This is a genomic window from Pseudomonas sp. NBRC 111133 (genome assembly GCF_001320605.1).
Classification (GTDB): Bacteria; Pseudomonadota; Gammaproteobacteria; order Pseudomonadales; family Pseudomonadaceae; genus Aquipseudomonas; species Aquipseudomonas monteilii.
Genome location: NZ_BCBJ01000120.1, coordinates 1 through 19,618 on the forward strand (window position 1 = coordinate 1; position 19,618 = coordinate 19,618).

The 19,618-nt window shown below is 57.8% G+C and carries 13 protein-coding genes and 2 pseudogenes; 3 read left to right on the forward strand and 12 right to left on the reverse strand.

The window, feature by feature from the left end; genetic code table 11:
- Positions 1-261 precede the first annotated feature (261 nt).
- The 9 genes and pseudogenes from APH36_RS26340 to APH36_RS26380 all read right to left on the reverse strand — a co-directional run.
- Positions 262-5,799: a DEAD/DEAH box helicase gene (locus APH36_RS26340; RefSeq protein ID WP_156342207.1), complete on the reverse strand. Its 5,538-nt coding sequence runs from the start codon at positions 5,797-5,799 to the stop codon at positions 262-264.
- A complete protein-coding gene (locus APH36_RS32195) occupies positions 5,799-6,149 on the reverse strand; it encodes a hypothetical protein (protein ID WP_177337137.1) in 351 nt (116 codons plus the stop codon). Before APH36_RS32195 ends, APH36_RS26340 begins: the two co-directional genes overlap by 1 nt.
- 684 nt (positions 6,150-6,833) lie before the next feature.
- A complete protein-coding gene (locus tag APH36_RS26350) occupies positions 6,834-8,723 on the reverse strand; it encodes a hypothetical protein (RefSeq protein WP_060501286.1) in 1,890 nt (629 codons plus the stop codon).
- Positions 8,720-10,387 carry a hypothetical protein gene (locus tag APH36_RS26355; RefSeq protein WP_156342209.1) on the reverse strand — a complete coding sequence of 556 codons (1,668 nt, stop codon included), beginning with the start codon at positions 10,385-10,387 and terminating at the stop codon, positions 8,720-8,722. The genes APH36_RS26350 and APH36_RS26355 overlap by 4 nt, the downstream gene beginning before the upstream one ends.
- A 19-nt stretch (positions 10,388-10,406) precedes the next feature.
- Entirely contained in the window at positions 10,407-11,636 is a 1,230-nt protein-coding gene (locus tag APH36_RS26360) for a Druantia anti-phage system protein DruA (RefSeq protein ID WP_060501290.1), read from the reverse strand.
- 69 nt (positions 11,637-11,705) lie between these two features.
- Complete coding sequence (locus APH36_RS26365) at positions 11,706-13,283, reverse strand: hypothetical protein (RefSeq protein WP_060501292.1); 1,578 nt, start codon at positions 13,281-13,283, stop codon at positions 11,706-11,708.
- A 422-nt stretch (positions 13,284-13,705) separates the two neighbouring features.
- Positions 13,706-13,915: a hypothetical protein gene (locus tag APH36_RS26370; RefSeq protein WP_060501294.1), complete on the reverse strand. Its 210-nt coding sequence runs from the start codon at positions 13,913-13,915 to the stop codon at positions 13,706-13,708.
- A gap of 15 nt (positions 13,916-13,930) precedes the next feature.
- A complete protein-coding gene (locus tag APH36_RS26375; RefSeq protein WP_060501296.1) occupies positions 13,931-14,305 on the reverse strand; it encodes a hypothetical protein in 375 nt (124 codons plus the stop codon).
- Positions 14,306-14,796: 491 nt separating this feature from the next.
- A pseudogene (locus APH36_RS26380) lies at positions 14,797-15,489 on the reverse strand (aldehyde dehydrogenase family protein); the annotation flags it as partial.
- Between APH36_RS26380 and APH36_RS26385 the strand changes: the two are divergent.
- Positions 15,379-15,765 (forward strand): annotated as a pseudogene (locus APH36_RS26385) (AMP-binding protein); the annotation flags it as partial. The pseudogenes APH36_RS26380 and APH36_RS26385 overlap by 111 nt on opposite strands.
- Positions 15,766-15,846: 81 nt before the next feature.
- Here the strand turns inward: APH36_RS26385 and dksA are convergent.
- The 3 genes from dksA to hisI are packed head-to-tail and all read right to left on the reverse strand — an operon-like array spanning position 15,847 to position 18,044.
- On the reverse strand, positions 15,847-16,251 hold the full coding sequence (dksA, locus tag APH36_RS26390; RefSeq protein ID WP_060501300.1) for an RNA polymerase-binding protein DksA: 405 nt from the start codon (positions 16,249-16,251) through the stop codon (positions 15,847-15,849).
- Between the two features lie 36 nt (positions 16,252-16,287).
- Entirely contained in the window at positions 16,288-17,634 is a 1,347-nt protein-coding gene (locus APH36_RS26395; protein WP_060501302.1) for a dihydroorotase, read from the reverse strand.
- Positions 17,631-18,044 carry a phosphoribosyl-AMP cyclohydrolase gene (gene hisI / locus APH36_RS26400; protein ID WP_060501304.1) on the reverse strand — a complete coding sequence of 138 codons (414 nt, stop codon included), beginning with the start codon at positions 18,042-18,044 and terminating at the stop codon, positions 17,631-17,633. The genes APH36_RS26395 and hisI overlap by 4 nt, the downstream gene beginning before the upstream one ends.
- Before the next feature lie 97 nt (positions 18,045-18,141).
- Between hisI and APH36_RS26405 the strand changes: the two genes are divergently transcribed.
- Together APH36_RS26405 and hemB are read left to right on the forward strand one after the other, a co-directional pair.
- Positions 18,142-18,576 carry a DUF4440 domain-containing protein gene (locus APH36_RS26405; RefSeq protein ID WP_060501307.1) on the forward strand — a complete coding sequence of 145 codons (435 nt, stop codon included), beginning with the start codon at positions 18,142-18,144 and terminating at the stop codon, positions 18,574-18,576.
- 5 nt (positions 18,577-18,581) lie between these two features.
- Positions 18,582-19,592 (forward strand): porphobilinogen synthase, encoded by a 1,011-nt coding sequence (hemB, locus tag APH36_RS26410; protein WP_060501309.1) that lies wholly within the window; start codon positions 18,582-18,584, stop codon positions 19,590-19,592.
- Positions 19,593-19,618 lie beyond the last annotated feature (26 nt).

Below are 19,618 nucleotides of genomic sequence, written 5' to 3' on the forward strand. Positions count from 1 at the left end.
TACGGAGCAAGCGCAGAGTGCAAGACAGGGCTCCGAACTGTCGCAGCGGGGTGAAATTTGCGGATGGCGGCCGTACTCGTACTCAGTTGTCGCATTCTGATCGGATATTCCCTACGGTCGTAGATGCGGCACCGCAGCATTGAAAAGCGCTTTCGACTTCTTCAAAGCTGACGATTCGGCGAGGTCGGGTCCGCTGGCACAGTCCATGCCTTCAACGGACCTTTTCCCTCGTTTGCACGGCTTGACATAACCCTCCATGGACTATTCGAGCAATTCCTTCACTCTCTGGTGGGCACCGGACATATCTGACCGGAGCAAATACTCATTCAAGGCCAGGTGGCCATCCACGCCTTTCGCTGACGCCACGCCATGCACAAACTCTGGCGTGTGAATAAGCCCAGGGAAGCAGCCAACTGCCAGGCTTCGACCATTACGCTGTACCATCATCGGCACTGACCCCATGGCATCGAACCTACAGTGGTAACCGTCGAGTTCGAGACTGGCGCGCAATTGCGACAGTGTCTGCCACTGCTCCTCTAGGGGCGCACAGCCGGGCGCTACGCCATCCACTGCATACTTCAATAGCGTCGCTCCGAGATGCCTGTCGAGACGGCTCTGCAGGTGTTGATTATGGAAGTGATTCAGACACTCAGTGCAGGACGTCTCACAGTCGCAGCTTTCTAACAGTTCGCGTGTTGCCTGTAGGATCTCCACGATGTGCCGGGCTGCGATCTCAGCGTACCCTGCTCCTCCCGAAAGAGTGTCATATAGGAAGACTTCCAGCACGCGCGCCTCGCCTTGGACTCCGGGGTCGATCCTGAAACCCGAGCCGAACTCTGAGGGGTCGAGGTCCAGTTGCGGGTGACGACTTGCCGCCAGCCTGAGTGCCTCGGCAATTGAATGAAGAGCATCTTCGAGGATTTGTAAGACCACGACCTCGGCTGTATTCGTAACCAGTGGTGCTTCAACTTTCAACCTGAGTAGTAGCAGGTCTGTCTTGAAATCATGGCCGAGGAGGACCTGTTTAAAGCGTCCGGAGCAATGTGTCGGCGTGCCTTTCGGAGCCACTAACTTGTAGGGCCGGTCATGTGCGCCGGGATGAGCGTTACGATCAGACACAGATGCGTGGCCGCATTCAACGCATACAGAGAAGCCACCAGATTCGGCCCCCTCGATACCTCTGTTTACTGTCACCAGCGTCTGGTCAACCGCATGGGTAAAGCTCGCGCTAGTCCCACAGGAATGGAAGGACAACTCATCTGGATTAACCGGCTGTGGAAATTGCGCCATCGTTGCGAAGGTGATTTCCTGCTCTCGATCGTTTTCAGGTAAGTCTTCGGCTTTTTCCGGGCCGAACACTTCCGGCAAAATCATCATCTCTGTGGCAAGTACGCCACCGCATACCGGACATGGATCTTTAGGGTCAGAGGGCATGTTGGGGTTGCGGACAAAAGTACAGGTTTTGCAGTGAACATGGCGTTTGGCATTTTTGAACAGTGGCGCAGCTCGGTTGACCACATTACCTGGCAGGTCGGCGAAGACCCCACCGGATCGATAGGTATGTCGATCGATCACGATAAGCCGTCCCGGGGCATATTCACTCAAGGCTTTGCTGATCGATTGCTGCGGACGTTGAACGGTCTGAATTTCTAACCTGCCATTAACCCTGGCCAAGCTCTCCACCAAGAAGCTGCACAAATTCGTCGGAAACGCATAGGTAGGCAGCAATCCGTGGTGGAAGAGAAACTCCAGCAATTCTTTTTGCTCGATTTCAGCGTCGGAAGCATTGCTGTCATCGTCATTGGCCTCATCTGACTCCTGCCCTTCGCTCTCGTCGACTTGACTCAGCGCCTGTTGCGGTAACTGAGCCGCTAACTCATGAAGCCTCTGCATCAAGCCGCGAACGGTCTCCTCGAGCCACTCCAACAAGGTGGCCCCTTGGGTATCGAGACTCGGCGGGAGCCATGCCAGTACGGACTGCTTTAAAGGGCCATTGTCCTGAAGTACCTTACTCGTGACCCAAGCCTTGAATTGCTCGAGATTAAGCCCGGAGTCGTTACCGCCGAAAAAGAAATCATGGGTCGCACCCAAAGCCTTTTGCAGCAATGCCGTCTTGGATGATGGCAGAACCGGGTTCTGGGCCATGATCTCATGGAAGAACGTTTGGAACAGATAGGCGTGGACGTGACGACGAGCAATCTTGGCGTTATCGACCTTAATCTCGGGCGTGCGTGGTGGTCCTGCCACAATGTGCCGAGGGTTAAGGAAATAGTGACTGTCGTGCGGTCCGTTTTGTGAGTAGGTCACCACCGTGGAAACGGATGCGCCTCGGCGCCCCGCGCGCCCAGCGCGTTGCTGATAGTTTTCTCGTTGAGGAGGCACGTTGCGCAGAGCAACCGCTACCAATGAACCGATGTCGACGCCTACCTCCATGGTAGTCGTGCAACTGAGTACATCGATCGGGCGGTCGGTAGCATCGATCAGCACATCTTGGAAGCGAAGCTCATAAAGCTCCGTGGTCGCATGGACCTTGTTGCGATCACGATTCGACAACTGTGCCGTGTGCTCTTCCACATTGAGATTGGAGAGCCTCGCACCCGGCTGCAATGCTTCCCACACCGGTTCGCGCCAGAGTCCCTTGCGGGCAGTTAGATACTCACTCGTAGCAGGATCCACAAGCGTGGCACGATCACTCCCGCACGCCAGGCAAATTTTGCCTGCTAATGCGAGCGGTGTGACCGCTGTGCACTGGCCGCATTGCGCCCAGACGTGATTGAGGTCCACCACCAAGTTAAGTGAGTTAGGCGACAGGAACCAGGCACCGTTTTCCTCATCGGCTAGATGGTTGCGCAGCGTCGCTTCGAGTAGCTCTAGCGTTGTCATTTGACCGGGCAGATGGGTGGCGAGCGCCTCTCTCAGCGCTTTATCAAACTTGCCGTTGCTGCCCCACGATGGTTTTCCATAGCCCGCCGCTTTGATACGCAGTATACGATCAATCGATTTATCGAACGCAAATTCCTGCAGCAGCATTTCTATCCAGCCAATAGTAAGTGCTCGCAGGTCCTGGTCTGCGAGTGATACACCCGACGCGACGAGATCCTGCTTGATTTTCCTCAGCTTGGTGTTGACAGGCTCGACATAGCCAATGGTTGTCCCTGTCAATGAGTAGTAGCTGCTGCACAGCAGCTTGAGCAAAGCGATGCGATAGCGTGCTGGCAACTCCGGAGGTAGACCACTTTGTTGAAGTGCCTCTTCCAAATCAGAGTCGCAATCGCGTTTGTATAGGGCAATGGCGTCGGCGACCTTGCGCGCGTCAACGCCGTCAAACAGCGGTAGATCAAACTCGGTGAGCACGTCTAGAAAACCGGTGTAAAGCACTTGCGTAGGCCGTGGTTCCCGCGAAATATCTCGCAGTTTTTGGCAGGCTAAGGCAATAGCTTGCCTAAATACATCCAGTTCTATGTCGCGAGGAATGTCTCGTGCCAGACGAGCCGCTTTCTGACGGCCGTCCGAAAAGATAAGGACCTTGCGCCCACCGTTTGGATGGCGGGCATCTACAACCCTGCTCTCTGGTTGCCTGGCCATCTGGGTTCGAACCAGAGTAGTAAACGGTGCCTCCCCCTTGGTGATGTGGTCCATGATCTTTGAGGGTTCATCTTTACCGTTGCGAATCCTTCGTGTGCAGACGGGGCAATTATCGAAAGTAATCGGCTCCCCCATCGATGTTTTGTCCGGCACTCGCACCCTGCGAAACCCGTCGACCCCTTCCTGGCTGGTCGAGCTCATAATACCCGTCGAAATGTGCAGCCATTTGTCGCGGTGACGGCTCCGCGGGTGTGTCGTTTCCTCGACAAAAATATCCACTGGCATCAACGCCGCCGTGCCCGATTCGGAGAACGGGCCATTGGGTTGGTGCCAAACGAAATCCATCTCTGCGTTCACGTAGCCGCGTAAGAAGGCAGCACCGCAGTCACGATGGGTAAGAAATTCAAACACTCGGCCTTTGGACTCGCAGTTGCACTGCGTCGCGGGCTTGGTTCGCAAACTTCCCAAGACAGTTGCGCCTTCGTGGTTCCCATGACGGCTGGAACAATTCGGATCAATGCATGCATAGAGGCCCGGCAAGCCGCGGTGAAACAGATGGAGCCGCGTCGGTAATAAAACCCGGCCATCTGCAAGTCGTTGGGCGTGGCTTCCCAGCGCCAGCAGCGCATCGGTAGCCTTTTCTGGGCGGTTGTCCTGCGTCCGACCGAAGAGCTTTTCGCTGAGGTCATCAAGCTTTTCGGCTTTGCCTGAGACCAACTCGATCAGCCTCTCCAAGGGACCAAATCCGGTGAGGTTCTCGAATAGCCAGTTCCGCAAACCGGCGTGATCGGAGCCTTGGAATGGGGCCCAGCCGAGGGCTCGAGCCAGGTCATTCAGCGCACGCGTCGCCGATGATAGGTCGTTTGCCGCGCGCTGGAATGCAGGCAGATCCAAGGCGGCGAGCGCTTGTATCTGCTCATCGGTGATGCTGCGATCACCGGACCGGGGCTCATGGGTACCTTGAATCACGCGAAGACGACGCGGCGAGCTTTCCAATAACCCGGTCAAATCACCGGCAAACCGCCTACCGTTTTCAGCCGCAGCAGCCTCACTACCCAGGCTCGCACTGGTCAGAATGCAGCGCATGCGCTCGCGTGGAATGTCCAGGCGGGCGCAGAGCCGGCGAATCAGCAGCGCAACCTCTGCGCCGCCCGCTCCGCGGTACATGTGGGCTTCATCGAGTACCAGGATAAACTCGTTGCGAATGTCGTTTTTCAACCAGTCCTTGGTCTGCTCGAAGATGTCCCGCTCGATGGGGCGCATCAGCATGTATTCGAGCATTGAATAGTTGGTGATTAGCAGTTCGGGACAACGCACCTGCATTTCGTCACGTGTCATCAACTCACGGTCGCCAGGCTGCGTGAGGAGTCGCCCTTTCCAGTTTTTGGAAATGAATTCTTTGCCCTGCCGCTTACCTGACGAATAAGTTTTGGTCTGTACGGTGTCATCAGCATAAAAACCGACGAGATCTTTGCTTGGCCAGCGCCCGATTTTAGCCAGTTCGCCTTGTACTGCCGGGACGTTGGCGACCTTTTTGTAGAACTGTTCGAACAGTGGCTTGATGAAGCGTTCATCGCGGCTACTTTCCCGCTTGCCTGGGTAAGGCGTGCGCCCTGTATAACTGCCAAAGCGAATCGGGAACGTCCGGCCCTGCTGCAGGATACCTGCCGCGTCGGTGTTGCCAAATATGCGTCGGATCCGCGCCAGTTGATCATTTACCAGCGCGTTCATGGGATACAACAGCATGGCCCGGCACCCGGGCATTGATGCGGACTTTGGCCGCTCTGCTCCCTCAATCGCCAGGGAGCCGATCACTGGCATCAGAAAACTCTCGGTTTTTCCTGAGCCCGTACCAGTGGCGATGACTAAGTCCGCCGACTCATCACCCAAGAATGCGGTCAAGGCCTGCGACTGATGCTCATACGGCCGCGGATAAAGCCCCAAGCCCATCCCGGACAAGTCGCTCAGTACTGAAGCAGCCGCCAGCGGGATGGCCAAATGCTGATAAGCTTCACCGGTTTTATAGACTTGCGTGGCCTCCACGTAGGGGGCCTGGGCGATGGTTGCATTGGCTTGCAAAAGCGCGTGGCGCTCTCTGACCAGTCCCTCATCACGGATGTGATATTGCGCCTCGATGTATTGCCGCAAGCTTTCGGTGAGACTTTTTGCGGTCTCATGCACCCCGACTGCCTCTGCCATGGACGTGCTGTTCATCAGATCCTTCCTTGTGCGCCGCCGCGCTCGACTAAAACAATGCCTAATCCCTCGAGCGCACTGCGCACAATGGGGAATGTCTCGACTGGTATCACATGAATTTTCAACCCGGCATGATCACTCTCGGCTTTAGGTAATTCCCAGCCGAGCAGCAGTGCTTTATCCTGCTCTGGCGGAAGCCGGCGATACGATCGCAAGGTCACAAACCGTGAGGAACTTTCTATTTGCATCCTACAAGGCCGACCAGCTTGGAGATCCAGATAAAAGCGCAGGCGACGTGCGTCTGATGCCTCGATGGATGCCAATTGATCAAGCCGGCCGCAGTGAAACTTGCCAATGAAATAACTCACTATATTCTCGGTCCGACACTTGCCCAGGAATTGCCCGGAGGTGCTGGGCTGACTCACCAGCTCAGACCAACGTCCCTGCACATACATGGATACGGGCGCGACATCCATTGGACAAGAGGTAAAACGCCTGGACGCTTGCATGAGAAAGCGAGAAGACCAGGTTGCCAATCCCTCAAGAGGCGCACCGATCCAGTCGCTCGGGTCGACAACGTCCAGCCATCCCGCGCAGTGTGACGTAGGTACGACCCGTACTCGCCCAAATCCCCTGGTCTTAAAGCTTCGCGGGAAACGCGATGAAGGTCCGCCTCCCAGTACAACCGCGTAGCCGTCCTGCGATCTGATCGCTCGAGGAGGAGGAGGCAACCACCCTTTCTCAACCCGAACCAAATCGCCGATCTGCCCTAGGCTGTCGAGAATGCTCAATACGCCAGGTTTGGCCTCCGTGTCATCTAGCATGCCTGACCAGAATGGCCCAAGGTGTTTGCGGGCCAGGCTGGTCAGGCTGAGTGAAGCTGCAGGTGTCCACGCGCCGCGATTTTCGGTAGGCATCGCGCGTAGGAAGCAGGCAGCCCGGAGGCATTCCGCAATAGCAGCGATCCGCAGACCTTCGCCCTGGGTCGTGCAACCTAGGCCCTTGGCCAAGATGCTTTGTGCCTCCTGCCGGGACAGTGCCTGCCATCTCATCTAGGCCCCCTCGAAATGCGAAGTTTCAGCCTGATGTTGAGCCATGAGCTGCTCTGCCAGGCGGGCTAAATCTTCGAACGGACCGCCTGTACTTTTTGCCCAAGGCAGTGCCCATGCCGTTAAAAGGGCATACAGATCCCCTTCCTCGCTGCCTCCTGCAGCAGTCCGTAAGCGCAGATAGGCTCGTCCGGCGCATCTTCTCCAAAGGTTGCCCGGCTGGAAGCCCGCCTCCTCGAGCAGCCCCTCCAACTCCGCTACGAGAGCGCCGGACATGCCGCTGTCGAAACCCTCAAGCTGGTCCCATGACTCTTGCGCGAGATGACCATGCTTCAGATTGATCAAACGGGAATTCACGCCACGCATAGGAAGCACATCGGTATCGAAAACTGGGCCGAGTTCGGCAAGTGTGCCACCGTCGGGAAATGCTGCGGGCCCCAGGGCCCACGAGGCGACCAGCACAAGTCGGGGATAGACGGACATGGCTAATTGACGGCGGGTAATCACCTCGCGAATGGCTGAGCCATAGACTTCGAAGGCGGAGCGATTTGCACCTTTCAGGGCCAGGCAACCTGAGGTCTCCCCCACTATTTCCAGACATTCCGCCGCTGCCTCATCCGAGACAAGACCTACAGGCACGCGCCACTCGTGATAAGTTGATCCGCCCACGGCCGCGGCCAGTGCATCAGCGACCACGTCCGCCAACGACCCGGTAAACTGGATCAACTGACCGGCGGCGAGCGCGGCTATGATTTGACGCGCAACGGTCAGTGCTGCCCCCTTTACGAAGCCGCACGCTTGCAGGTTGTTGGAGATCAAATCGCACGCGGTCTCCACGCTTAGGATCTCGACAAGAGGCCCCTGAGGCTCTGCTTCAAACAGACGAACCTGCGAGGCAGGGAGTGACTCGCTCCTTTCTGTGCCAACGCTACATTGCAAGGTTTCCAGACGTTCTGACAGCCGTGCTACTGCCTCTGTGGTCTCCACCCAAGCCGTTTCGCGTGCTGTGATGGGCTTCAGCCGGTTTTCGATCGCACTGAGTTGTGTCGCCATCTCATCCCAAGCACCTGATCGGTCAGACAGCATCTTCACTGCTTCGCTCAAAGATCTAAAGTTGTCTTGGGCTGCTTCGGCGGAAGAGCCGACGCGAATGGCGTTCTCTTCCAGTGCGCGGACGGTCGATACCAACTGCTCATCCGCGGCAAGGAGGCGCTCTGTCAGTGCGCGAAGTTCGGCGAGGTCGCGCGTAGACTCTGTGGCGCGCTCGCTGACGTCACCCAGTTCCTCAGCTAGGTTGTCATCCTTCAACCGAAGTGCATTGATCTGCTCGACAAAAGCATCAGCTGTCACTTCAAGGCTTTCAACGCTGCCCTCTAGGGCGCCGACGCGATCCGGCAAGGCTTCAAACAGTCGATCACGCGCCACTATGGCCGCAGTGCGGAATTTGCTCAGCTCTGTCTGAGTGTCGGCGTGGTCAGCGAACCCACTGAACGTGATCAAGCGCTCTACGGTCTCGCGCGGGGCATCCGGAAAACGTTCAAAGAGTTTGGAGAGTAAAAGCGGCCCCGCATCATTAGCGGGCGGCAATTTGTCACCTGCGGGGAAATCTTTATGCAGATGATGTCTCGCCCACTCTACCCAGAAATTGGCGAAGGCCTTCCAATCGGCTTCACTCTTCTGGCCACCTAGCGGATGCAATAGATGGCTGATGAGTCGCTTTTGCTTGGCTTTGAAGTCAGTGGGCGTCCCACTGCGAAAACCATCAATTGCGGTCATACGGTCATAGGAGGACTTTCGATAGCTATGCGGTACTTCCTCAAAGAACTCGGTAAGAGACTGCTGGTCGAACGCCGAGATCCGAGCTCTGGCCTCCTGGCTGTAGTAGTAACTCATGGCGAGACACTTTTCCCTGAAGATTTGACCTCAAAACCGCAGGCGATAACGTCCTTGATCAAGGCACGATAATGCGGAATTAGCGGAGGTTTTGGTTGGAGGGCGCCGAACGCGTTAACCAACTGGTCATCGTCGGCGTCCATGTGGATCGGCGCAGTGCGCTGTAATTGCGTCATAAAGCTCCGCAGCCGCGAGCGTATGGATGGTCCGAGACTTGGCGCAGCGATGTCCGGCGAGCACTGTGCGCTACCACGCAAACGCAGCCTGCCGAACCCGCCTAGGTCGAGGTCAACGTGGCATGCAGCATCAATCAGACCGTCAATCACGACCGCTTGTAGTTCTGGCGTAAGCAGGCGCTGATGTGGGTTGTGAGGCGCGCTCATATCACTCGCTGCCAGCTCGTACTTGAGGCCAGTGGCAGCGCGTTCAACATAAACATAGCCCGACGCACCTGGAGGCATTGCCATGTATTCCAGTCTCATCTGATTGAGCCTGGTCAAGGCGATACACTCCTTGCATCGGGATCCTTCGAAGGGCACGACCAAGCGCACGCCGGCTGTGTTAGTGAAAGCCACCTCCACCCCTGGCAAATTGATCGCAGTGTCGACGTTGAAGGTCGTCGATATGTATTTTTCAATCTCCGACGTACCAGCGTTGGCCACGTGGAACTGCTGACGGCTGTCAGGTATCAAGGCAAACAGTGCCGGATCTCGATCCACCCCTGTTGCCGAAAGCCGATTCTGCCCGCTCAGCAGTAACATGGTTGGCCCATTAGCGGTTTGCCCCACCGGCATCCCCCGGGCTGTGAGGATGATCGCGGTAGAGCCAACGCATTCGGCGGAATTCAAGCTGGAGCTCTGGGTCAAGAACGGCCAGGCGATTGAAATACTTGGCACGACCCCATTGACGGTCAAGCCCGTCAAAGACTCCAGCCATTCTGCGCAGGCATCGGACGGTGACGTGGGCACTGTAATAAGAGCTAGATTCCAACCCTCACGGCTTTGAAATTTGTCAGGAACCAGTTCCTCTGGAAAATTTAGGTTCTCCGGTGCCTTCCACAACAGCGCGTAGCTACCGTCCTTTCTGAACTCCTGGGCCCTTGGAAAGCCCGGCGTTCTGTCACCCGCCAAGGCCGTGAATACTGCGGCTCCGAAGGTGGGTAATCCGTGACAGATTCGCTCTACTCCATCGGTAAAATGCCGATCTGGGGTGCCTTGGAACGACACGATGCGAAAACTCTCCTGCGACAGTTCCGCAGTCACGCGGCGGCCGTTCGGCATTCCGCGCATATCGATCTCTTGAAGAATCCCATTGCCTACGTCTAGGGTGAAACTCGCGTCGCAGGGCCGACAAGACGGTAGTGTTAGTTCCAGATACCAGGCAGCGCGGTTTCTCCCTCTCTCAATTTTCAGCCGTAATTCCATACTACGCATGGGTCGCGCCGACAATGCGAGCCCGGCTCCATGCTGACCGTGCAGGCCGGGCACAAAATTATCGCACTGTGCCGAGCCGAAACCTGGCCAATGAGCAAAGCACTTTTTCTGCTTAACCCCTGCGCGATGTAATACCTTTGCGCGACAGATCGGGCACACATAACGGCCCTTGCGTGTAGCCTGCTCTGCTGACTCAACCTGATTGGTTAACGTATTGACGGCATAATCCAAGGCCTGCCTCCTTGCATCCCTAGTGTCCGAAAGCTTTCGTCATCCCGTTATCCAACTGGAATCCGGGGCGCAGCAATTGTGCTTGGCTTCCAAACAAAGAAATCAGGTCCGATGACCGCCACCGCCGGTAATCGGGGACGTTAGCGGCCCGTTGGATAACCCAGCGATCCAGCGCCAGATCAGCGATTTGCTTCACTGTTTGAAGAGAGCGGATATCCGGCTTACCCTTGCCGGTTTGTAGGATCTTCGTTGCATTGGTTGCCAGTTGGCAGATAAAGACTTCGCGTTGGATGCCATGACGCATCAGATCATCCTTGAAACCAAGCGCCTTCAGGGCTGCGCGGGTAGTGCGCAATCGCCAATTCGGTCCTTGGCCGTACGCGTGATGATCAGCATAGGTATGATCAATGTGGCGCAGATAGTCACGCAGTTCCAGGAACAACCAATCAGGAATATGGAAGTGTCCCCAGCCACCGGTGTAGCCGATTGATTTGAGGTACTCTGTGCCATTGATTTTTAGACGGTTGTATACCGAAGAACGGCCCATCGAAGACGTGGTGATGACGGCCATCAGGCGCGCTCGCTTCTCCTCCTGAGAAATTATGCCCGTGGTAGCTCCGTAGGCATCGGCGAAGTCGTTGTAAAGATCACGGCTGCGAAGCAGGCAAGCAATCAGTTTACCGCAGAGCAAGGAGTTGTAAGGTGGGAGCGCCCCGAGGACATAGGCATCCATGATGTTGACCAAGCGCGCGCCTCGATCATGCGAGTTCCAACCGATGAATTTGTCCCGCACGCCCAGGTTGAATACAGGATCACCCACGGCGATGATGCCCATTAGTTTGCCATTGGATTGATCCCACACCAGGTAGCGCAACCGTCTGCCGAAGCCGCTGGACACCGGGACTGACCACGAAAGCGATGCCAGACGGAATAAGTCGCTCTGCCAAGTGCCCGACGAAACCCGCTCCAGGGCAGGGGAAATTTTCTTGGGAATCACCTCAGTACCTGAGGCGAAATATTGCATCAGTTTCGCACCCGCTCGAGCTACAAAGTTGCTACTGGCGATGAGGCGCTCCTCCCGTTGAGCTCCATGCAATATCCGGATCGCATCCTTGTCATTGCCGGGCGCGCGCAAGGCGCCCTCATCGGTCCTGGTAAAGCCCAGCGTATGCAGGTGCTCGCGAAGTTTTCGCTTGAGGTTGGCTTCCCTCGGATTAACACCCGCGATAATGATGTTGCCCTGTGACATCGACGGCTTCCTGCTCACTGTCATGCTGCATTCAATATCAAAATTTTTTTCATTGACGCATGTCATGGTTCATACGCTGTGCACCTGGAACGCGATGCCAGTGCACGCCTGGGAAAGTTCCGAAAATAGTCTGTCGTGCGGGCTGAGGTCGGTGATGATATGGGCAACTGTCAGCGAACCCAGTTGCTGTGCCGCCTGCAACCCCTGCATGAAAAGCGCCACGCTTTCACTGCCGGAAAAGGAAGTCTCGTCAAGGGCATCCACGTCCATCACTACAGGTGCTTCGTCGGCCAACCAAATGATGTGCGAGGCAGTGCCGAATCGTTGATGCATTAGTGCAATTTTTTCCCGCAGTTGAGTCTGTACACTGGCCATACTTGCCGCCCCATCGATAACCAGTACCGGCATGGGTTGTACTGCATAAGTAGAAAACGAGGTCAGCACCGTCTCGAGCGCGAACTCGAGCTTATGGCGCGTTTCAGGCTTGAAGTCATCAACCAAGGTATAGGCATGCGCAAAATCGACGTCGTCATAATTGACCAGGACCAGTTCACCATCTGCTGCGACGGCGTCGCTGTAAGAGGCGGCTACGCCATCAAAGTAACGTTTCTTGAGTACTTTCAGCGCAACGTCGTCCGGCATCTTGTGCTGCTTGCACTCAATAATCGCAGCCACATCATCAGGCTTAATTCTAGCCGGGGCTCCCCGCACCACGACGATATCAGGGTGCACTGTCTGTCCAGTTCGGCGTTGATAGGTTGGTTGATACACGATCTGCCCCAGCGGGTCGCTTTTGCGTTCGGCAATCACCGCGCTGCGTCCGAGTTCCAGGAGCGAAGCGCCGGTGGGCGAACGGGTCAGTTCGAACCCGCGACCTTCAAACAAACTGAGCGTGGTCACCAAACACCAGAGTTCGTAGATTTGCCAGCGTTGGCGCCAGAAAGGTAAGCTAAGGATATCTTCCGGGGTGAGTGCTGGAGCGCATTGGTCCAACTGCTGCCGCAAATCGGAGAACGCGTTGGCATGCCACAGCGGCTGGTCACGGATGGCCCACAGCTTGGCGATGACATCTTTTGTTCCCCAGTAACCGCAATCATTCAATCCCTGCGCTAAGACCAACTCACATAGGTCGTATATTCTTGAGGCGATACTTGTGCTGAGTGCCCCTCGCGGTTTGCTGGGAAGCTCGGAAGGCCATTCGGGTAACTGGTAGTTTCTGCATGCATCCGCGAAAGCGTTGCTTAGGGTATTGAACGATTCTGCGGGCGGCAACTGCATTAGCAACTGACGGTAGCGCCGGAAGGCCTCAAAGTTGATCGTGATGCGCTCACCGTGGAGATTAAAGTTCCAACTTATATCGAGTGCATCCCTCGAGGTCTTAGTCAAGGTGCGTTCGCAATAACGCCAGATGCTTTCAAACATGACCGAGAGCGGCTCAAGTGTTTCCAACATTGCCATCAGGTACTGTTGGGCCGTGATGCTCTTGCTTTCCGCAGAGCGGATAAAGCTTTCATCGGGAACACCCAACTTTTCCGCTAAGCGCTGCAGCAGTGCTTCATCACGTGGATGTTTCCCATAACCCTGCGCCACTGCGAAGTTTTTCGCGTACCAGAGCTGCTGATGAATCTCGGCGCAAGTCTGTATCATAACTATCTTCCCTGAACGTTCGTGCGGGCGCTAGCCTAAAGCTTGGGAGTGGCATTACGCCAGCTTTTTGTGCCTTCAACTCCTGCCCTTCCGCCCAACGGTGCGCTGCCCGCCCTCACCGCCGACCGCTCGGGGTCCACCAGCGCGAGCCCATTCGAGACTGGCCACTGAACACGTCAGCGCCAGCCTGTATCCCGTTCCCAGGCACCAAACGTCGACCAGTGACCCGCTCAGTCATACTTAGTCGTTGAGCGCCGCGGGCAACCGGCCAGAGCCTAGGCACGTCTTTCGGCCGCCAACGCACGCTCACGTGCACCACGTCTAATCCTAGCGGGCGGGCTGCAAGGCATCCTGTAGGGGATTGGTGTGCTCCCCCGCCTCACTGGCTCGTTACTGGGCCTGCTCCAACTGCTCTTGCGTCTCTACCAGGCGAACTGGTTCTCCTCCGCGCCACGCTGGGCCACACTGAGCCGGCCCTGCACGCTCTTAAGCGGTACAACCACGGCCTTGCAATCCTCGCAGCCCCGATCGATTTCGCGATAGACGCGGTCCTCGACGTCGCGGATGTACCGCTGCTGCTCCAGGCGGGCCTGTTCCGCATGTTCACAACTGAAGGTGAGCGAAGGGGTCACGTTACTGTCGAAACATCACCTTCTCGCCTTGCTGATCCACTGCATGCTGGTGCTTTCCAAGTCGTCGGTCTGCTCACGGGCGAAAACGCTATAGACGTAGAGGTTTTCAAGGTAGTCAGGCAGGCATAAAGCGAAGGTCGCGCTTGCCGTCATAGTTTTCTTCTGCCCGCTGCCCATCGCGACCGAGTCGTCCTCAACCAGGCTCTTGATCAGGAAGTGGCTGAACAGGTTCAGAGTGAAGTTGCAGATGTCGTTGAAAATAGAACTGATATGATTCTGGAAAATCTGCTGGCTGAACTCGGACCAGATCACTTGCAACCCTAAGTGGTCGATAATCAGTTCACTACCGCGGCTTTCGTCGTACTCGGCCAGTAAAGCATCTAGCAACACATTCGGACACCTCTATAACGGACATTTTTTTGTATCCGCCCTTGAAGCTAGCTGGATCTAATCCGGCAAGGAAGTTGCCTTTTGCCACTATCGTCGTCAAGGCCGTTACCGTCATCGAATAAGGTATTTTCTCCGGGGTAGTGAAAAGGGGGCATGTCTGGCTGGAGCCGCAGGTTCGGGCCAACAATCGACGAATGCTCATAACATGAGCCGTGCTTCATCTACTGGGTCCTCAGAATTAAGTCTACCTCTCTCACTATTCGATGTGCTCCGGCCGTTATCATACGATCAGTTTGGATATAGCTGCCGCTCAAGACAAGCGGCACCCTAGAGGCGCTGCCCTGCTTCCGACTACCCCGCCAGGGAGGCACACTGAAGTCCAGTGTGCACCAGCTCGATAGTTGTCAGAAATCGCCAGTCTAGATTGCGCATCCCACTGAGGGTATCGGGGGGTATTTTTGCGGGTACATTTCTCCTTTTGCGAAACAGAAATGCCGCCCTAGAGCCATGTCCAAATGTTCTTCGGCCAGCGCGCCCAGCTGACGGCCCACTTCGGTGGAGCCCGTGAACGACACCTTGCGGATGATCGGCGAACGGATCAGGTAATCGGAGACTTCCGCCGCAATGCCAAACACCAGGTTGAGCACGCCCTTGAGTACACCGGCATCGTGGAAGCAGCGCACCAGTTCGATCACGGAGCCGGGAGCCTCCTCGGGGGCCTTGATGATGATGCTGCAACCGGCGGCCAGCGCGCCGGCAATCTTGCGCATCGCCTGGTTGATCGGGAAGTTCCAGGGTGTGAAGGCCGCCACCGCGCCGACCGGTTCACGTACCACCAACTGACGGACCGCCGGGTTGCGAGCCGGCACGATGCGGCCGTAGGCACGGCGCCCCTCCTTCGCGTACCACTCGATATGGTCGGCGGCGCTTTTCGCCTCCAGCGTGGATTCGGCGAAGGGTTTGCCCTGGTCCAGGGTCATGCAATGGGCCATGTGCTCATGTCGCTCGCGCACCAGCGCAGCGGCACGGCGCAGGACCGCCGAGCGGTCATAGGCCGAGGTCACCGACCATAACTGGTGACGGGCCTCATGCCCTGGACCCTCGGCGACCACGTAATTCTCGGCACGCCGCAAGGCTACCGTGGCGAGGGCGTGATCGCCCGATTCGGAGAGATGGTGGAACACTTCGAAATCAACTTCTTCTCCGCCGTTCCCACCGTTTATGCCGCGCTCCTGCAAACCGAGTTGTCGGGCCGCGATCAGTCCAGCCTGCGCTATGCGTTGTGTGGCGCCGCACCGATGCCGGTCGAGCTCTTCCGCGAGTTCGAGCAGCGGACCGGGGTGAAGATTCTCGAAGGCTACGGCCTCACCGAAGGCGCCTGTGCCTCCTCGGTCAATCCTCCCCATGGCGAACGCTACGTCGGCTCGATCGGGATACGAATCGCCTATCGGGATAAGCGATGACAAGACGTGCATGGGAACCTGCGTTAACGCAACAACATAAAATTAACGCAAATCATTCCCATTAAAAAATCCACACGCTCAATCGTCGCGCATGTGCCGCTCATGCCGTTCCTGGCGTTCCTTGGCCTCCACGCACAACGTGGCGGTCGGTCTGAGCAGCAAACGCTTCAGGCCAATCGGTTCGCCGGTTTCCTTGCACCAGCCATACTCGCCACGGGCGACGCGCTCCAGGGCCTCGTCGATCTTGTCCAGCAGCTTCTTCTCCCGCTCCAGCAGCCTCAATTGCCACTGGCGATGCTCCTCGGCAGTGCCGATGTCGGAAGGATCGCTAGTGGGTTCGAAGTCACATATCACTTCGAATTCTTCAGCGATACGTTGCTGAAGCTCTTTGCGCTGGGCATGCAGCAGCTCGCGGAAGAACGACTGCTGCGCAGCGTCCATGTAAGCGTCTTCAGGTTGGGACAGCAGCTCTTGTTCGGTCATTGCAGGTGCGCTCAGGTCAATGAAAAAAGAGGGCGATCAGCCGCGTCGGGCGTTGAACGCCAGCGGCAAACCTTGGCAGCCCTCGACCAGCCGGCCTTCATGCCAGGCCAGTTGCCCGGAAACCAAAGTCGTGGCCACGCGGTGCTGGAAACGGTGGTGCACGAACGGTGTCCACTGGCAGTGCGCCAGAACCGGGTCGAGGCTGACGGCACGGGGCTCGGGCAATCGTTCGATCAGCGTCAGGTCTGCCCAGTAGCCCTCACGCAGGTAGCCGCGCGCCTCGATGGCGAACAGGTCAGCGACGGCATGGCTGGTCTTGCGCACCAGCTGGGCAACCGTCAACACGCCCTCCTCCACCAGTTCGAAGAGCGCGGGCAGCGTATGCTGCACCAGCGGCAACCCTGATGGCGCCGACGCATAAGGGCGCTGCTTTTCCGCCAGGGTGTGGGGGGCGTGGTCGGTACCGATGACATCGATACGGTCGCACAGCAGTGCCTGGCGCAGCGCGTCACGGTCTTGCTGGGTCTTGATGGCAGGGTTGCATTTGATCAGGTGGCCGAGCCTGGCATAGTCGCGGTCGTCGAACAGCAGGTGATGCGCGCACACTTCGGCAGTGATCTGCTTGCCCTGCAAAGGCCCTGCTTCGAACAGCCTTAGCTCCTGAGCGGTGGTCAGGTGCAGCACGTGCAGACGGGTACCGAATTGCTTGGCAAGCTGCACCGCCAGGCTCGAAGAGCGCAGGCAGGCATCGGCATCTCGAATGATCGGGTGCATGGCTGGCGGGATGAAATCGCCGTAGCGCTCACGCATGCGCGCTTCGTTGGCCAGGATCGACGGGGTGTGCTCGCAGTGCGCCAGGAGGATGGTCGGCACGCTGGCGAACAGCCGTTCCAGCACCCGTGGGTCGTCCACCAGCATGTCGCCGGTGGAGGCGCCCATGAACACCTTCACCCCCGCCACTTCGCGCGGGTCGAGGGCCGCCACGGTATCGAGGTTGTCCTTGCTCACGCCAAAATGAAAACCGTAGTTGGCAACCGAGGTGCTGGCGGCGCGGGCTTTCTTGTCGTGCAGGGCGGCAAGATCCAGCGTGGCCGGGTTGGTGTTGGGCATGTCCATGAAGCTGGTGATACCGCCCGCCACTGCTGCGCGCGACTCACTGGCCATGGTGCCCTTGTGCGCAGCGCCAGGCTCACGAAAATGAACCTGGTCGTCGATCATGCCGGGGAGCAACCATTGGCCACGGGCATCGATTTCGAGCGGCGCATTGACGCCCGCGATGCTGCGGCCGATTTTCTCGATACGGCCATGGGCGACCAGTACATCGGCCTCCTGTATGGCACCTTCATTGACCAGGCGGGCGTTGCGAATGATGACTTGACTCATGCGCCCACCTCGGCGGGGTTGCCCGTCACCACCACTTGATCACCCTGGATCGCGTTGTAGAAACAGCTGCGACGCCCTGTGTGACAGGCGACACCTGTCTGATCCACCAGCAACAACAGCGCGTCGCCATCGCAGTCCAGCCGCACGTCGTGTACATGCTGGACATGCCCCGAGCTTTCGCCTTTGCGCCACAGGCGTCCATGGGTACGCGACCAGTAGCAGGCCCGGCGGGTTTCGAGGGTTTCGAGCAGCGACTCTTCGTTCATCCAAGCCAACATCAGGACTTCGCCGCTGTCATGCTGCTGGGTGATGGCAGCGATCAACCCCTGGGCGTTCCAGGGTATGTGGCGAAGCACATCGGTCAAGGCGAAGCGGCTACCCGCCTCTGCCTGTTCAAGCGTAAGGAACATGGTTTGCAACCTGCCTAAAATGTTATGTTATAACACCTACAGCTTAGCAGATCACGCCGCTACTGTTCATCTTTTCGACTTACGCAGGTAACACGCCATGACAGGAACACGCCCGAGCGCGACCACCGAGACCTACGCCGACACCGAACTGGCATGCCTGGCCGGTGCCAAAGCGGCGCTTTACCGATGGGCCGCTACCGTGGCCACACGTGATGTGGATCAGGTGCTGGCACTGTATGCACCGGATGCGATCCTGGTCCCGACCCTGTCCAACCAGGTGCGCGATTGCGACGACAGCCGTCGCAACTATTTCGAGAACTTCCTCGCCAACGACGGGCTGGTCTGTGACATCCAGTTGTTCAAGAAGCGTGTCAGCCGCAAGCTGGGCACCGTGGTCGTCGGTGGTCAATACACGTTCGTCTACCGTGAAAACGGCGAGCAACGGGTGGTGCCGGCGCGCTTTCTGTTCACCTTCGAGCTGATCGACCAGCACTGGCTGATCACCGGCCACCATTCCTCCATCGAAGCATGAGCAACATGAACCACTTCCCGAGCTCAATGGGCAGTTTCCCGGCCACCCGTTTGCGCCGTAATCGCGCTGACGACTGGACGCGTCGGCTGGTGGCGGAAAACAGCCTGTCCCGCGATGACTTGATCTGGCCCGTGTTTCTCAAGGAAGGCTCAGGCACACGCGAGGCGATCAGTGCCATGCCGGGCCAGGTCCGGGTGAGCCTGACAGAACTGCCGGACCACGTGGGGCGGGCGGTCGAACTGGGCATCCCGGCCATCGCCCTGTTTCCCGCCACCCCGGTGCAGCGCAAGGACAGCGAGGGCACCCATGCCCTCGATCCGGACAACCTGATCTGCCGCGCCGCCAGGTTGCTCAAGGCTACGTTCCCCAAGCTTGGCCTGATCGGCGACGTGGCACTGGACCCCTACACCGACCATGGCCACGACGGCGTACTGCGCCAAGGCCGCGTGGCCAATGACGAGACCTTGCAGGTACTGGCGGCGCAAGCCGTGGTCCAGGCCCAGGCCGGCATCGACACCTTGGCACCTTCGGACATGATGGATGGCCGCATCGGCGCGCTCAGGTCCGCACTGGACCTGGCCGGTTTCAACGATGTGCGCCTGATATCCTACGCCGCGAAGTACGCCTCCGGTTTCTACGGCCCCTTCCGCGATGCGCTGGGCTCGGCGGCCGCGCTCAAAGGCGACAAGCGCACCTACCAGATGGACCCGGCCAACAGCGACGAGGCCCTGCGCGAAGTGGCGCTGGACCTGCAGGAAGGCGCCGACATGGTGATGGTCAAGCCCGGCATGCCTTACCTGGACATCATTCAACGGGTCAAGGCCACCTTTGCCGTACCGACGTTCGCCTATCAGGTCAGCGGTGAATACTCGATGCTCAAGGCCGCGATCGACCATGGCTGGCTGGACCCGGACACGGTCATTCTGGAGGCATTGATGGCGTTCAAGCGCGCCGGCTGCAACGGCATCCTGACCTACTTCGCTCTGGAGGCCGCCGCACGCTTGAAGCACGGCTGAGCGGCCGGGAGGACGCATTCATAGCA

Bases quoted from the DNA above. Each gene is read 5' to 3' on its own strand.
- APH36_RS26340 (WP_156342207.1), bottom strand. From the start codon at position 5,799: ATGAACAGCACGTCCATGGCAGAGGCAGTCGGGGTGCATGAGACCGCA.
- APH36_RS26350 (WP_060501286.1), bottom strand. From the start codon at position 8,723: ATGAGTTACTACTACAGCCAGGAGGCCAGAGCTCGGATCTCGGCGTTC.
- APH36_RS26360 (WP_060501290.1), bottom strand. From the start codon at position 11,636: ATGTCACAGGGCAACATCATTATCGCGGGTGTTAATCCGAGGGAAGCC.
- APH36_RS26365 (WP_060501292.1), bottom strand. From the start codon at position 13,283: ATGATACAGACTTGCGCCGAGATTCATCAGCAGCTCTGGTACGCGAAA.
- dksA (WP_060501300.1), bottom strand. From the start codon at position 16,251: ATGACCGAACAAGAGCTGCTGTCCCAACCTGAAGACGCTTACATGGAC.
- APH36_RS26395 (WP_060501302.1), bottom strand. From the start codon at position 17,634: ATGAGTCAAGTCATCATTCGCAACGCCCGCCTGGTCAATGAAGGTGCC.
- hisI (WP_060501304.1), bottom strand. From the start codon at position 18,044: ATGTTCCTTACGCTTGAACAGGCAGAGGCGGGTAGCCGCTTCGCCTTG.
- APH36_RS26405 (WP_060501307.1), top strand. From the start codon at position 18,142: ATGACAGGAACACGCCCGAGCGCGACCACCGAGACCTACGCCGACACC.
- hemB (WP_060501309.1), top strand. From the start codon at position 18,582: ATGAACCACTTCCCGAGCTCAATGGGCAGTTTCCCGGCCACCCGTTTG.